This window comes from Ectopseudomonas composti (genome assembly GCF_900115475.1).
GTDB classification, from domain to species: Bacteria; Pseudomonadota; Gammaproteobacteria; order Pseudomonadales; family Pseudomonadaceae; genus Aquipseudomonas; species Aquipseudomonas composti.
This window is the reverse complement of the sequence record NZ_FOWP01000002.1, coordinates 38,864-54,233: the sequence shown is the minus strand read 5'-3', so window position 1 is coordinate 54,233 and position 15,370 is coordinate 38,864. Positions and strand designations below refer to the sequence as shown.

At 52.5% G+C, this 15,370-nt stretch carries 12 protein-coding genes; 6 read left to right on the top strand and 6 right to left on the bottom strand.

Going from position 1 to position 15,370, the window contains the following annotated elements; translation table 11 throughout:
* Positions 1 to 936: 936 nt before the first annotated feature.
* Together BM059_RS03970 and BM059_RS03965 are read right to left on the bottom strand one after the other, a co-directional pair.
* Positions 937 to 1,551: an MbcA/ParS/Xre antitoxin family protein gene (locus BM059_RS03970; RefSeq protein WP_074936884.1), complete on the bottom strand. Its 615-nt coding sequence runs from the start codon at positions 1,549 to 1,551 to the stop codon at positions 937 to 939.
* Between the two features lie 159 nt (positions 1,552 to 1,710).
* Entirely contained in the window at positions 1,711 to 2,049 is a 339-nt protein-coding gene (locus tag BM059_RS03965) for a hypothetical protein (protein WP_074936882.1), read from the bottom strand.
* Positions 2,050 to 2,937: 888 nt separating this feature from the next.
* On the opposite strand from BM059_RS03965, the gene BM059_RS03960 reads away from it, so the two are divergent.
* From BM059_RS03960 to BM059_RS03940, 5 genes are all read left to right on the top strand, one after another.
* Positions 2,938 to 3,588 (top strand): TnsA endonuclease N-terminal domain-containing protein, encoded by a 651-nt coding sequence (locus BM059_RS03960; protein ID WP_074936880.1) that lies wholly within the window; start codon positions 2,938 to 2,940, stop codon positions 3,586 to 3,588.
* 3 nt (positions 3,589 to 3,591) lie between these two features.
* Positions 3,592 to 5,511: a DDE-type integrase/transposase/recombinase gene (locus BM059_RS03955; RefSeq protein ID WP_074936878.1), complete on the top strand. Its 1,920-nt coding sequence runs from the start codon at positions 3,592 to 3,594 to the stop codon at positions 5,509 to 5,511.
* Between the two features lie 2 nt (positions 5,512 to 5,513).
* Complete coding sequence (locus BM059_RS03950) at positions 5,514 to 6,458, top strand: TniB family NTP-binding protein (protein ID WP_074936876.1); 945 nt, start codon at positions 5,514 to 5,516, stop codon at positions 6,456 to 6,458.
* Positions 6,455 to 8,401: a TniQ family protein gene (locus tag BM059_RS03945; RefSeq protein ID WP_074936875.1), complete on the top strand. Its 1,947-nt coding sequence runs from the start codon at positions 6,455 to 6,457 to the stop codon at positions 8,399 to 8,401. The genes BM059_RS03950 and BM059_RS03945 overlap by 4 nt, the downstream gene beginning before the upstream one ends.
* A 269-nt stretch (positions 8,402 to 8,670) precedes the next feature.
* Positions 8,671 to 10,380: an AIPR family protein gene (locus tag BM059_RS03940; protein ID WP_074936873.1), complete on the top strand. Its 1,710-nt coding sequence runs from the start codon at positions 8,671 to 8,673 to the stop codon at positions 10,378 to 10,380.
* 1,128 nt (positions 10,381 to 11,508) lie between these two features.
* On the opposite strand, the gene BM059_RS03930 is transcribed toward BM059_RS03940, so the two are convergent.
* From BM059_RS03930 to BM059_RS03915, 3 genes are all read right to left on the bottom strand, one after another.
* Entirely contained in the window at positions 11,509 to 12,501 is a 993-nt protein-coding gene (locus tag BM059_RS03930; protein WP_074936871.1) for a GGDEF domain-containing protein, read from the bottom strand.
* Positions 12,502 to 12,872: 371 nt separating this feature from the next.
* Positions 12,873 to 13,061, bottom strand: coding sequence for a DUF1289 domain-containing protein (locus BM059_RS03920; protein WP_074936869.1), 189 nt, complete (start codon positions 13,059 to 13,061; stop codon positions 12,873 to 12,875).
* Positions 13,045 to 13,380: a hypothetical protein gene (locus BM059_RS03915; protein ID WP_074936867.1), complete on the bottom strand. Its 336-nt coding sequence runs from the start codon at positions 13,378 to 13,380 to the stop codon at positions 13,045 to 13,047. The genes BM059_RS03920 and BM059_RS03915 overlap by 17 nt, the downstream gene beginning before the upstream one ends.
* 131 nt (positions 13,381 to 13,511) lie before the next feature.
* Between BM059_RS03915 and BM059_RS03910 the strand changes: the two genes are divergently transcribed.
* A complete protein-coding gene (locus tag BM059_RS03910; protein WP_074936866.1) occupies positions 13,512 to 14,207 on the top strand; it encodes a GNAT family N-acetyltransferase in 696 nt (231 codons plus the stop codon).
* 151 nt (positions 14,208 to 14,358) lie between these two features.
* Here the strand turns inward: BM059_RS03910 and gcvA are convergent, their stop codons facing one another.
* On the bottom strand, positions 14,359 to 15,258 hold the full coding sequence (gene gcvA, locus BM059_RS03905; protein ID WP_074936864.1) for a transcriptional regulator GcvA: 900 nt from the start codon (positions 15,256 to 15,258) through the stop codon (positions 14,359 to 14,361).
* Positions 15,259 to 15,370: the final 112 nt, after the last annotated feature.

The following is a 15,370-nucleotide window of genomic DNA, read 5'->3' as shown; positions in this document are numbered from 1 at the left end:
CGCACGTATGCTGCATTAGACTCAAAATGAAGCACAAATGCTGCATTGGTTAGGACTTATACCAAGCAAACCCTGCCACACACTATGGCGGCTCCAAACAGCTATCCGACCTAGCAGTGCATCAATCCAGAACAGGCTTGCTGCTGACGCCTTCGAGCAGTTTATGGAAAATTGGCAACGACAGATGCTGGTATTGATTGAGCAAGCAGCAGGGAGGATCAGCTGTAACGGGACACCCTGACTCGCGTGTCCCCCCTGACACAACAGACTGTCGCGGATCATGAAAGCACGCCATGTGCCAATCTACCGAGCAGTTTAAGGATCTATTGGCGCCCCGTTTGGCTTTGCACAAGATCGAGCGGATGCTGCCCAAAGACCGATTACAGAGGACGAGAACCAATACGATGCACCCAAAAGGTCGTTTGCGAAGAATGCTAGGGGCTCGTGAACAACCCGAACGATAGCTAGCGTGTCATACCAGCCCACGGCTGTAGATAGCACAAGCTCCACCACCTTGGGCCACAAGGTCCTGGTAATAAGCATTGTGCAGTTCTCGCAGAGTAGTAACGACACAGACGTAGGCTTCACGGTTCAGAAACTAGAGTAATGGGTGTAAATGGGTGTCATATCGGGTGTATGGCTACACCTAGCGCTCCGATTACTCCCAAGCACCTCGCACGCAGAGTCAAGTTGCTCCCGCTCTAGACTAAGGGCATCGGCGGTCACCAACTCCATCACTACCGCCAACGCCCGTCCCAGACCTGCCGGGTGAACGAGCGGCGGCGTCAACGCCTTAGTGAGAAACCAACAGCGAACTCTGAGCCGGCCCGCGAACAACGTGACCGCCCTCTAGGTATTCCAGTTTCTGGTTGTAAACCTACTACATTGCGTAAATCGAACAGGTTTACGCAATGTAGTAGGTTTACAACCAGAGCATCACAGCGTGATGCCGTGCTCCAGGCGGCCGATCAGCGTCAGTACTTGCCGTTGCCCATCGAGAGACCCAGCCAGCGCCAAAGGCGCGATACTCCCCAAAGCCAGGGCAGGCTTGGTCAACCAGCGGGCGGCAGCTTGGTCATCGAGGGCGAAGCATTCCAGCGAGGCCCCCAGCAGTGCGCCCATCGGCGGGGCTAGTACGAGATTTTCCCTAATGACCGCCATGAGCGGTTCCTCATACACAATCGCTTTCGCATGCTCAAGGCAACGCGTCTGCATCCAACCAAAGAGCGACACGCCCTCGCCCAAGGCGCCACATACCTCACACACGTGCGTCGATAGCAGCTCAACAAGCCCGATTACAGGTATTGCGTAATCGCCCCCGTGTCGGCAATAGAAGCGCAGCCCACCAAATTTTTCCTTCACCTGCGTCGCCACCAGTTGCTGAGCGCCCGTAGTATCGACGTGATGCTGAATCAATGCACACGCCGCCTCGATTAGCGTGAACCAGCCATCACTGCACTCAAAGCCGAACACCGGCAGAGCACTGAAATCATCAACTGAAAAAATCGCGGGATATCGCTGACACAGCAGCGCATCTAGTTGTTCATGCATAGCCAAGCACACGCGTGTCACTGTCGCACACCGCGCAGTGAATAACGCCGTTCCGACTCGGATTCTCCATCACGATCACTCCGGGCGTTTGAGGTAGAGGGGTCATCCCGCCATCCGACCGAAACAGTGTTATGCGTATCTCCGTTCGATTGCACTCTGTCATTGCACGCAGTACCTCGACCCAGACATGGCGCCGCTACTGAATAGCTCCAGAAGGAACATCAGCGACTTTCGCCCACCGCACGAATGAAAATTCACAAGCAGAAGCCGCTCGCCATCAACAGTCTCAATCATGTACCTGTGCTCAAACTCGATGACCTTGCTGATCTCTTCGGTCAACATCTTTCTGCCGTTTTCATATTGAGCGTGCTTGTAGACGTAACCAACAGCGCAGTAGGCGCTTATGTAAACATCTGTCAAATATCCGGTGATCACATACTCTGGGTATTCTTCCAGCAGCGCATTAACAAGTAGTGCTGTTTTGCCTGGCCTAAGCATCTCCCCTCCTAACCATCGCCAACCATACAACAACGTCCAACACCAAGAGCACGCTAAATGGGCTCAAAAGCCCCTACCACTGATTTGAGGCACCGACACCCCAAACAGATGGCGAGGCATACAATGTGAATGCAGTTGAGTAGTCGCACTTTGGGTCTGCTACCAACTTCAAGATTTGGAAAATACAAAAAGAAACTAGTCGATCAAATCTGTGTGTCAACTCACGACCAACTAAAAAGTCGCATCATCAGTGAGCGTTTCTTTTTTCACTGAAGAAGGACTGCACAAAGAGCCTCAAGGTAGCAATAGCCTTTCACGGCAGAGCCACATCAGAGGCCTCAAAGACCTAGCTGACCTAGCTCGCCTTGCGAGTTAAAGCCACATAGCACGGGCACTTCAGGCCGTCTGGCGCGGGCAAGCGCGCAGTCGACAGGTCACATCGGGAGCAACTTAGCTATTGACTTTTCGGAAAACAGTTGTTAGTATGCGTAGGCATCAGGTCAATCCGACCAGCAAATGCGAAGCCCTCTGATGCACCACTCTTGCTACTCCCTCCTCTCATTATTACGCCTCTTCTGAATCCCTCACTGGGATGTTCGGCCATCGTCGGCCATCTACTATCTTCCGAACGCTTCTATTCTCGAACAGTACATTTACGCTGATTTTTCCTGTACCCGTTCGTCAGAATTAAAACTCGGAAACTCCCTGCGGGACAACACAATAAAACTGTCTAAGCTATTGATTAACTTGTGCAACTTGCAAGTTGTCAATACAGCAAACGTGCAGCAAGGAGAAAACCCATGATGTTATGCCGATTAATCCAGCTACCTGTTTGACAAGCCCTAAAACAGCTACCAACCTCTAGTCCACTCATATCGAGCAAACATCATGAAAAAACTCCGGATTAATGGCGGCGAAACAGCTTCGCCCCTAAGAAATATAAAACGCAGCCAGTTTGGCAAACAAACTACCATTTTCCCCTCTCGAAAGAACGGCGAATCCATTGTCTGTGAAGTACGCTTGGAAGCAGATGCATGCTTCCACTGGGAGCACGATAAGGACGTCATCAGCTATCGCCCGCAACCCGAACGGCTTGTCCTGGAAGTTGAGGGCAAGATTCGTACATATGTACCGGACTTCGAGGTTCTCTATTCGGACGGCTCGACCACATTTGTTGAGGTCAAACCAGACAACGTCTACCGCAAACCCAAATACCTAGCCCTTTATCGCGCGGCAGAAGAATTCCTCCATAAGCGCGGGCAGCGCTTCCAACTGCTCACTGATAGCCAAATTCGCCAGCAGCCTCGGCTGAATAACCTAATCAAGACCTACTCGCAGGCCCGTGGCGTGACACCGCTTGAGCGGGCCTATCTGCGCGATCAGCTCAGCATGCTGAAAGCCCCCATGCAAATTGGCGATCTTCTGGCGTTGCCCTCACCTCCATCTCCCGCCTCGCTGTCCGCGGCGCTTTTTGAGCAGGAGTTGCGCTGTAACTGGAACAAACCAATTTCTACCAGCAGCCGGGTTTTCTGGGGGTAAAGCATGCCGAACCAGCACACTGTACAAATCGGGGCACGGTACGAACTGAACGGGGATTTGGTCGAGGTCATCAATCAGGCCAACGGACGCATATTCATGCGTGGTGTGAACCATAAAGGCGCCTTGTACCTTCCTGAGACAGAAGTGGATCAGCTCATCCGCCAAGGCCGTTTCGTACCAATCAGCAGCGCCCTGATGGATCAACAAAAGGCCCTACAGCTTGTGAGGCTAGACGCAGCTCAGCGTCTCAAGCTCGACCACATGTCCTACTACATCCAGAATCTGATAGAGATGTTTCATGGTTCGCTCCCACGAAAAAAAACCATGGCTGCGGTTGCAATTATGGCCGCTGATCGGGGGGATCCGAAACCGCCGAAGTACACCAAGTTGTACGAGCAAATGAAGCTCTTCCTAGCCAACGGAAAAAACACGCTCGCACTCGTCGATCACGCGACAAGTAAGCAGCTGCGACCCAAGCGGTTGAGCCAAGAGTCCCTGGAAGTCATGCAGGACTACATACGCCATCACTATTTGAAGACCACGAAGCCGCCCGCACTGATGGTCTACAAATTGTTCGTGGCTCACTTGGAAGAGCTAAACCTGCATTCTGACAGCAAACTGGACATTCCCTCCCCTTCGACCTTTTACCGGGCGCTAGAAGCACTGAACAGCTACGACGTGGATCGCGCCCGGCTGGGTGCAAAAGCCGCAGCTAAAAAGCATGGCTTCGGCAAGGGGATCCACGTCCCTGAAAGGCTACTGAGCCGGGTCGAGGCTGACACTCAGGAAGTGGACGTTCACCTAGTTGGTGAGGATGGCATCTACATAGGACGTGCCTACCTAACCGTATTGCTAGAAGTACTAACCAGTTCGGTTATTGGCTGGAGCCTTTCGTTCACTCCGCCTTGTTTCGAAAAAACCGCAAGCGCGCTGAGTCATGCGTTGCGCATGCGCGAAGATGGCTCCCCAGCCGGGCTCATGGAAGAGCTAGTCGTAGATAACGGGCCAGAGTTCTACAACGCCTCCCTGCTTGCCCTGGCCAACCGCCTTGGGTTCACCGTTCGCTTCTGCTCGAAGGGCCAACCTAACCAAAAACCCCACGTTGAGAGTTTTTTCCGCACCTTGAATCTACAACTCATTCATGGGTTGAACGGAACCACGAAGTCCAATACGACGATGCGGGGAGACTATGACTCCGAGGGCGAAGCGGTAATGACGCTAGATGAGTTTCGCGCGATCGTCGATGACTGGATTCTGAACTACTACAACAAAACGAGTCACGGCCATCGCTATCTGCCAGCAAACGTGCTGTGGGAGCGATACATGGACAAAATGAATCCGCCGAAAGTTTTTACAGTTGAGGCTCTGAGTTTTATCTGTATTTCGACTCACTTCTGCACTATCAATCGCGGTCGAGTTCGGTTCAAGAACTTGGCATGGTCCGGTCCGGGGCTACCCATCATTGAAAATAATTTGAAGACCTCACAAAAGGTCGAAGTTCTATACGACCGAACGGACCTCGGTACTGTCTACGTGCGAGATCCGAGTAGCGGTACGTTCTATCAAGCAGATGGAGTGCATAGCTATCAGTTTGGCCTGTCCATGTATGAACACGAACTGGTACAAAAAAAACTTAAGGAAGAGGCAAAGCTCTTTACAGGCGAAGAAGCTCGGCAGACATTGCGCCGGATCTGGCAGGCCCTGAGCGAGAGCACAGCGAACAATGCGCGACGTAAACGTGCCCATCTCCGTGATGTTCGAAATAACCCGACACAGAACATTACCGCGCCTAATAACTTGAGTGATGACGCTCAACACATCAACGAACACATCGAACTTGCTGAGGAAATCGATCTTGAACTTATTAACGACACGCTTGATGACGATGACGACTACGAAACCTTCGAACTACCTAGGAAGTAATGATGAACGACGAGATCAAAGACAAGCTGGTGCAGTTTGCACAATTTGTTGTGAACCACCCTGAATATGCCGATGCGCTTAGCTGCATTGCGCGCAGTATTGAAGCCACGACGACAAGAGGAGAGCCGGCATCGGCGCTCCTGACTGGAGAGCCTGGCACCGGTAAATCTACGGCCTGCAAGATCGCATTGAGCCAGTTCGGTGGGAGGCGAATTGTTAACACGGAAGTAGGTACGACTGAAATCGTTCCGGCGTTCTACTGTTCACTACAAGCAGGTGCCACGACCAAGAGCCTGACGACGTCGATGTTGCAGGAACTGGGATCCAGCAACGTAACCGGCAATAGCTCGGCGCTATTCAAGCGCCTTGTCACTCTTCTTCAGACCTGCCAGACCAAGCTCATCGTTCTCGATGAATTCGACAACCTGCTTCGCAAGGGAGCAGAAAAATCCCGTGAACAGGTATGCGACTGGGTGCGCACCCTGTTGAACGAAACATTGGTCCCGGTGGCGATAGAGGGTATTCCCAGCTGCGAAGAAATCATCAACGCGCACCCTCAGCTCTCCCGAAGGTATCCGTATCGGCACAAGATGAACCATTTCAGTTACGCCGCCCTTGACCCAGCCTCAGTATTCAGCAAAACACTGCGAGCACTCGGTGGGGCGATCAAGAAAATAGGTGGGTTCGATAAGTGCATCAGCTTGAACACGGAGCAGCCGCTTAAAGCCATGTATCTCTCGACAGGCGGAAATATGAATGGAATTCGCCAGATCCTAAACGATGCTTTCCGGCTCGCGCTGCTGCGTAATAACGGAAGCTTCGAGCTTATCGACCTGATCAGCGCCGCTGATCTCTCTGTCATTCCCACCGCGCTTTATCGCGGCAATGCCTTTCGTCTCACCGACGAGTCGCTCACTAAGATCATCTCCGGGGGGAAAGTAAAATGAATATTTTCCACCTCGCCCACGCCCGTGATGAAGAGAGTCCCCGAAGCGTAATGATGCGTACCGCATATGCGAATGGCTTTGGCTCGGTTTCGGCAATCGCCAGAGCTTTCGGAGCAAAGGAGTCGCGCCAACCACTCGCTTGGCAGATGCAGCAGTCGAAACTTGTAGGCCAATTGGCCAGCCATGAACACCTCAATGGGAAACAGTTTCTCGCGAGCTTCTACAAGCAGCTCGGGCGCACTAGTGAGAGCCCCGTTGAGGTCATGGGATTGGCCGTGCCAGCGGCCAATATTCGGACTGATGCGTATAGCTTTTGCCCAGACTGCATCCGGGCAGACAATCATCCATCGATACTGGATCTCAACTGGCTAAGAAGCTGCCCCTACCATACCTGCAAGCTAGAGTCGGCGTGCCCTGCATGCTCTCGCGAGATCCGCTGGACCCAGCTTTCCGGCCCCTATTGTCAGTGCGGATTTGATCTACGCAATACGCCGAGAACCTTCATGCGCGCAGATAGTTCCCATCGAATTCTGAGAATTTTCAGGCGACAAGACCAGCCAGCTCTAGATCGATTCATTTTTGCGCTGAAAGCCCTTCGGTATGCCCCAGCCCGCGAGCAAGCGCAGAGTATTGTAGAGAACGCTGCACGTGTCGCCGATTGTGACGAAGAAGTATTCAAGGAGCTATTGGAAGCGTCCATGTTGCTTCACCCTTGTCTTCCGACCAAGCCGCTTCTCGCTCCTTGGATAGCCTCGGAAGATTCATGGATCAAAAGCCAAGTACACCACTTGCTTAATTCCAAAACCGATATCGCCGATGCTAGCGGAACGTGCAATTGCTCAGAACTTCAACTTTATCAGGACGAAATGGTTTATGCCCTCAAGATCTCACCGACGAAGCTCAGATCATTTCTGACTCGTGATTTGGTTCAGCGCGTGAAGGGGAAGGAAGCTAGATGGAAGTACTCCGCCAAGAAGCTATGCATGCTGCTTGAGCAGTCGACCACGCCCAGCACGGCAGTTATGCAAGCGCCCGCCTTGAGCCCTTCAAACCAAGGTTGCAGCACATACCTCTCCATTGATGAGGCTGCTGTCCGATTGGGCGTATACCCAGATGCAGTCCGCAGTGCCTACTCGCAGGGTTTCATAAGCGCCTTCGCTAGGAAAGATGCTCATGGCAGGAGGCTGCTCCTGGCGGCTGCGGTAGAGCACTTCTCGGCGACATTTGCTTTCGTAGGTCAGCTTGCTACGGAACTGAATCTTCCTAGGACAACTCTTTCCGCAAAACTCCTTCACCTCGGAATAACTCCCGTTTCTCGGCATGGGTTTGATGAAGGCTTGATCCCCATCTATCGCCGTGATGACGTAACCGGCGAGGTACGGAGCGCTCTACACAATCTCGCTCACTACAAATCAAATGCAGGTAGGAAACCGGCAGGCTGCTCTAGCCGCTCGGGAGAGGCAGCGACATCAAGCACAGACACGGCACGCGCGCTGGGCGTCGGCGTGCACGACCTTAAGCATCTCGAACGAAATGGCTACCTCGTCCGATCAAAGAATCTTAAGAAAGGTCGCTACTTCACCAACAGTTCAGTGACAAATGCTCAAGCACTGCTTAAGACTATGATCTCACTCAAGTGCTTTTCAGCCCAGCTCGGCATGTCTTCCCAGACGTTTTCCAGGAGATATATCCAAAGCGACTATCTGAAGTACATTCGCATAGGTAGCAAAACCCTAGTGCCGGTAGAGCAACTCCATCGCATCCAAGAGCACCGCGAACTATTCGTTAGCCTGTGCGAGGCAGACGAAATTCTTGGCGCGCCCATTGGCCACACCGCCAACCTTATAAGAATGAAAAAACTTACCCCTCTCCATTCTAATGAAGCCGGCTATATCTCTACGGTTTGCCTTGTGCGCCGCAATGATATCAACGAGATAAAGTAGCCACTCATCCGTAAAAAACAGTAGCGTTCTGTTACTGCGAACACAAATTTTTAAAATCTTAAAAACCCATTTCGCAAATTAGCGCAAAAACCGGTTAGAAATTCGCAAAATAGCGAAAAATAAGTTTCGCCCCCAGTGAGAAATCGACCTAGAGGCCCTGAGTTCCGGGATCAAGGTTTCGCCAATTAACGAAAATGAGTGGCCACTGAAAACATCACATTTACAAGAAGGGGCAACGTAGTTGCCCCTTTTTCTTACAAGGAAGAACAATGAATCCTGTAATCGGAAACCTTCTTCAAGAATTCATTGAAACACAAAAAATAAAAGCAAAAGACAAACAAAGCGAATTTGAAATATTCGCAAACTACATCATTGCATACCCTAAAATTCCAGACACCTTCGATGTCGACATACTCTCGACTGGCGAAGGCGAATTCGGCATAGACGGCATTGGAATAATTATCAATGAAAAACTGGTCGACAATGAAGAACAAGCCAGCGACATAATTAACGCCAGCAACACCATTGAAGTTGAATTTCTATTCTGCCAAGCCAAAACCTCAGAAAAATTTGATGGCGGCGACATACTAAAATTCACAAGTGCTGTCGAAGATTTCTTTGCAAATCAAAGAAAGCACAATTTAATACCAAAGATTAACGAAGCAAGAAAAATATTTGACCTCATCATAGATAACTCAAATAAGTGCCGAAAAAATCTACCAAGCGTATCTTTATACTACGTCACTACCGGAGTATGGAAAAACGACCCCATCCTGTGCGAGCTACTGGAGAAATGCAAAGAGCGCCTCGATGAGAAAGCCATCTTTGGCTCCGTGGGATGGCATGCTTTAGGTGCAAAAGAAGTACAGCGAAAATACACCTACAGCAAAAATTCCATTTCCGTGACAGCCACAGTGGGGAAAAACATAACATTACCACCCATACCAAATGTCAAAGAGTCTTACTTGGCGATAATATCCGCCGTGGAATTCCTAAAAATAATAACCGAGCCAGACGGAAGTGTACGAAAGAGTCTTTTCTTCGACAACATTCGAGACTTCGAACCCAAATCCGATATAAATTTAAAAATTGGGGAAACCTTACGATCTGGCCAAAATATCGAGTTCCCTATCCGCAACAACGGGATAACTATCGTTACACGCTATCTCCAGCGAGTCGGCGACAACTTCACATTGGAAGACTTTCAAATTGTAAATGGCTGCCAAACCAGTCACGTTCTACAAGAAAACTCAAACCACCTGACAGACGCAGTGCAAATTCCCATAAAAATAATCTGCACTGACGACGAAGAAGTTACCGCCCGCGTCATCATTTCTTCAAACCAGCAGAATGAAGTCAATGAAGAAATGTTTTGGTCACTCAAGTCAATACATAAAGACATCGAGATATTCATGTCAGCCAAAAACGGCGACCTGAAACTATTTTATGAGCGCAGAGCCGGACAATACAACGCAGACATCGAAGTTGAAAAAGTAAGAATCATCACAAAAGAAAGCCTACTAAAGTCTTACGCTTCAATGTTCCTTGACGAGGCAAACAAAGTCGGCAGGCATTATGGGGATTTAATCCCCATGGTTGGCCATAGTATATTTAAAGAAAGCGACAGAATGTACCCCTACTACACTGCCGCTTACGCCTCCTTTAGACTAGAGTGGCTATTCCGCAACAACAGAATAGACAAAAAATACAAGCCATTCAGGTTTCAAATGTTAATGGCCGTAAGACTTACAATACAGAAGGATCTAGGCCTCAACGAAAAAGAAAAATACACTCGCGAATACTGCGAAGCAATAGACAAGTTTATGCAAAACATTGAGGAATCAACAAAAGTCTTCCAGAGAACAATAGACTCCATAAAAGAGGCACTAGTAGTCATAGGGCAAGAAGACGAAATAACTCATAGAGTTTCAAAAATGAGAGACACACGCGACGCTCTTAAAAAAGTGATCAACGGATAATTCAAGCGAGTAGCCCGGACAATCGCTGACGGTGGATGAAAAGAGCGTCATCAACCCTACAGGTCGCCGACATACCGTGTAGGGTGGACAACGCGAAGCTTGTCCACCATGCTTCAGATACAGCCATTGAGATATTGGGGACAGATTTATTTTCTCTGTCGCCCTCTACTACTGGTTTCGCCCTTACGGCGAGTTACTTTCTCTTTGCTCGCGCGAAAGAGAAAGGATAATCAGGGACAGATAATCGGGGACAGACCACGATTTACCGGCGCCACCCATGCACCTTTTCGCCCTTACGGCGAGTCACTTTCTCTTGAGGACAATCGGGGACAGACCACGATTCACCGTCGCCACCCATGCACCTTTTCGCCCTTACGGCGAGTCACTTGACTCGCTTCGCTCGCCCTTCGGGCCAGCCTGCGGCTGTTACTCCGCTTCGCTCCGTTTCTCTTTACTCGCGCAGAAAGTAACCAAAGAGAAAGCGCGCCCGGCATCCGGGTTTCGCTGCGCGAAACTCCCCTCGCTCCGGTGCTGTTCCGAAGGTCGTCACGGAGGGCCATCCCTACCTAGGCGGCCCCGGCCATCGTTCCTCGTTTGGCATCCATGCCAAACGCCCCTCTCCACAGCACCTCCACTCGGCCTCCTGACGGGATTCGGGGATCGCGGCGTTTGAACGTTTTGTGGACGGCGGAGTAAAGGCAAAGGCAGGCAAGATCATCACGGCTAACGCCGCGATGCTCTTGCTTCGTTTAGTGCTGGAACATCAATCTCGCAGGCGACGCCAAACGCCCCGTCAGGAGGCAGAGTGGAATCGTTGTGTAAGGGGTTGAGCGGCATGGATGCCGCGAGAGCCGCGATGGGCCAGGGATGGCCCTTCGCGGCGGGCCCCTGGAACGACGATGAAGCGAGGGAACCCGACGAAGTCGGGCCGGATGGTAGGGGCAAGACCTTTTGCTTACTTTTGGGGCGTTTGCCAAAAGTGAGCCGCTGTAAGAGCGGAACCGGTATGAAGAGCCACACATCAGCGGCGGATTCACTCCGTAGCGAGTAGACCGGACAACCGCTGATAGTGGATGAAAAAAGCGTCATCCACCCTACTCAATCAATCATCTGACAGCCAAAACCGCGTTAACCGATTGCAGCAGAATCGTCACTGAACACCGCGCAGTCACGTCCACGCGCCTTGGCTGAATAAAGCGCTTCATCCGCACGCTTCAGCCAGATATCAGCAGTCATTCCCTGCAGCCAAGGTGCCACGCCAAATGACACCGTTACTTCCTTACCATCGGGCGTTTTCAGGTTGTTTTTGATGGCCTCTCTAAGGTTGTTGATACAGGCCTGTTGCTGCTGAAGGCTGACCTCAGGAATGAGCAGGACAAACTCCTCCCCACCGAACCGGTAAAATTGATCATATTTGCGGATATTGGCCATAGTAATGGCGGAAAAATCCCTCAAGACTTGATCACCAACAGCATGACCATAATTATCATTCACCATCTTAAAGTGATCGATATCCACAATAGCCAATAACTGTTGAGTGCCATTACGTTCCGCACTGGATAATGCCGCTGCCATACCTGAGCGCAACGACCGTCGATTAAAGGCACCCGTCAAAGGATCAATAGTATTCAGGGTTTCCAGCAAATCAAACTGCTTCAAACTATGACGGGCATACACGTAGGCACTCATTGACAACATTATACTTGTGACAATAAAAGAATTCAGCGAGACAATATTAAATACATCTGCCAAAGCCACCACCACTGCACCGGCGACTGCATTTATAAACAGGGCTTCAACAGGCCTTACGAGAATAAACGTACTGGCGCATACGGGGTAAACCCACAAAACACCATCCACCCCATTATTAATAGCAACGGTCACTGCGCCAGCGTTAATAAATACGGCAGCTATTGCACTAACAATTCGAATTTTTTTGAAACAGTACGCGCAAGCAACAATACTTATGAGCCCAACAATCAGCAGCACATCAACGAGCATTGCAATGAAGTCACCTTCCTGATACCGGATAACCACAAAGGGCGAAACACCCAACACAGCAACTGCACCGAGTAACGCCAACATCGAAAGCTGATATTTTTGCTGCAGTTGATTAATCATAATTCACTCAAAAATAAAAACGGCTAATACTAAAATCTAAAAACACTCAGCCACGTTGAAAAGCTCGGCATCTGGTTACTAATTTCTCACCCCCCCATGCGAAAAGGGGGCAGATTTATTATCCTCGTTGCCCAAGACCACTGATTTCGCCTTTACGACAAGCGAGTAGCCGGACAACCGCCGCAAGGGTAGATGCAAAGAGCGTCATCCAGCCTACGAGGCTAGGCTTTGTACGAAAAGTGCCTGCGCTCAGTGATACTGCGTTGAAATCACTCTCAGAATGCTCATTTACAGCACGTAAACTGCGCTTCTTCGAGCGATTTCGCCTTGCCTGACCTTCGCTCGACGACTTTTCGTACAGAGCCTAGCCATTAACCCTTGCCTTTCTTCTTGGCAATCGCCTTCATTCGCGCTGCGGCTTTCTGCACGACGGCCATCTTCTCGGGCCGTTTCATGCCGCGCCATTTGCGGATTTCCTCGCGCGTGCGCCCACAACTGACGCACAGCTCGCTGTTGAGCTGGCACAGCGACACGCAGGGGTTCTCAATGTCCTTGGCCACGCTTGCCCCTTGCCTGCCGCTCGACCGAAAACGCCACATGTTCAGCGATGCTGGAAACGCTGATGCCCACGTCCTCGAAAGCGGCCTGGGTCAGCGCCAGCATTCGCGCCTTGTCCGCACTGGCGAGTGCGCGCGCCCTGCTCGCCTCGCTATCGAACATCCAGGTCACGCGCAGGCTCTGCGGAAACCGCTCGTAGTCCACCTCATGGGTCAACCACTGGAAGCCGACGATTTCGCTTTTCGCCGTTTCACAGGCCTGGGTCAGCGCGCGAATCAGCTCGCGCTCGATGCCTGAATATTTTCGTTTCGGCGATGGCATAGGGTTCTTCCAGCTCGGCGTTCGGGGCGCCGTCATATTACCCGAGGCGAACGCTGGCAATCGCGACGCCCGAGCAAGGCGGCCCACGGGTTACAATCCTGGCCCACTTGCCCAGCGGAGCCCACCTGCCGATGTTTACCCTCTCCCACCTCAACAGCACGCCGCCCGAGTCCCTGAAGAGCCAGGTGCTGCAGATGGTGGTGGACTACTTCGGTGACGTCAGCGTGGTGCCGCTACTGCCGAGCAACCCGCTGTATCAGTTGTACCAGTATGTGATCGGCTACGAGGTGCATCTGCACCTGCAGAGCATGAACGCTGAGACCGAAGGCCCGGTGCAGTTGCTGCTGGCGCTGGACGATGAAGACCCGTCCCGCGTGCTGGGTTTTGCCCTGTACCTGCCGAGCCCGGATGATGCGGCCGCCTGCTCCCTCGCCTACCTGGCGGTAGATGCCGGACACCGCCGTCAGGGCATCGGTCGAGCGCTGCTGCAACGCGTGTTGGCACATCGCCCGCACCTGGAGCTGGCCTGTGCAGCAGACAAGGTGCCGCTGTTCGAGGCCCTAGGCTTGCAGGTGCTGGCTGCTCAGGGTGCGCAGGTGCTGATGAGCAGCCGCGACTATCGCTCCAGCGGCATGGTCGCGGTCGCCGACCTGGCGCCGGTGTTTGCCTCCACCGAGGTCAGGCAGATTCACGCCTACTTGCTCAAGCAGCACGGCCAGCGCGCCATGCAACAGGCGGAAAAGCAGCGCGACCAGCACCTCGATGCGCTCGCGCTCCAGGCGCAGCAACTGGTCGACGAACGCCTGCCTTCACGCGCGTTGCATTGACTGGATCAGCGATGCCCGCTCCTTCTTGGAAAGATGCAGGGCTTCATCCTCGATCTTTTGCAGATCCATGGCTTCACCTCTCGCTTGTGTACCGGCAAATCTTGGCACGGATGCTTAGCGGGTGCCACGACTGCGGCTCCTTGGACAGTCGTCACACCGAACACAACCCACCCGGCACCGCCATGACCCACTCCCGCACCGCGAGAATGGTCGGATCGTTTCTGCGGCTCTCCGGGTACACCAGAAAGAACGGCTTGCCTTCCAGTTCCGGGCCGAAGGGTTGCACCAGTCGTCCCTCTCTCAGCTCATCCTCGATCAGTTGCCGGCTCATCAGCGCCACGCCCTGGGCGCCAACGGCCGCCGAAACGGCGTGGGTTTCGTCGGAGAACACCAATCCGGCACCGACATCCAGCCCCGGCACCTGAGCTTTTTTCTGCCAGACGGCCCAATCCATCGGTGAGGAAATCACTGCCTGGTTGCGAAAGTGAATCAGCGTATGCCTGGGCAGCTCAGCAGCATCGTGCAGCTCCAATAGCGGGCTGCAGGCCGGAACGAAGGTGTTGTCGAAGAGTTTTTCGGCGACCAGGCCGGGCCAGCGGCCGTCGCCGTAGCGAATGGCGATATCCGCCGTGACGCCATCGAGTGCCACCGGCTCGTGCGAGGCGTGGATACGCAGGTCGATAGTGGGGTGGGAGTCGCGCAGCATGCACACCCAGGGCAGCAGCCAGCGTACGGCCACGGCCGGCGTGGTGCTGAGGGTAATGGCCTGTCGGCTGGGCGTTGCGCTGAGCCGTTCGACCGTGGCGCCGATGCTGTCGAAGGCGCTCTCCAGCACCTGCTGCAGTTCACGCCCGGCCATGGTCAATTCCAACTGACGCGGTTTGCGCACGAACAGCGCAACGCCGAGGGCGTCTTCCAGCGCGCGAATCTGGTGACTGATCGCTGTGGCGGTAACGGAAAGTTCTTCCGCGGCCTGCTTGGCGCTTTCGTGACGGGCGGCCGCCTCGAAGGCGCGCAAGGCGGACAGCGGAGGGAGTCGGCGCCGGCTCATGCCTGAATATTCCTCATCCATTGCGAAAAATATTGATCGTTTGTCGCCCGCACTGGGCGAATTTAGCCTGAGTCTGTTGCTAATCACAGATGAATTCAAATTCAAGCAGGAG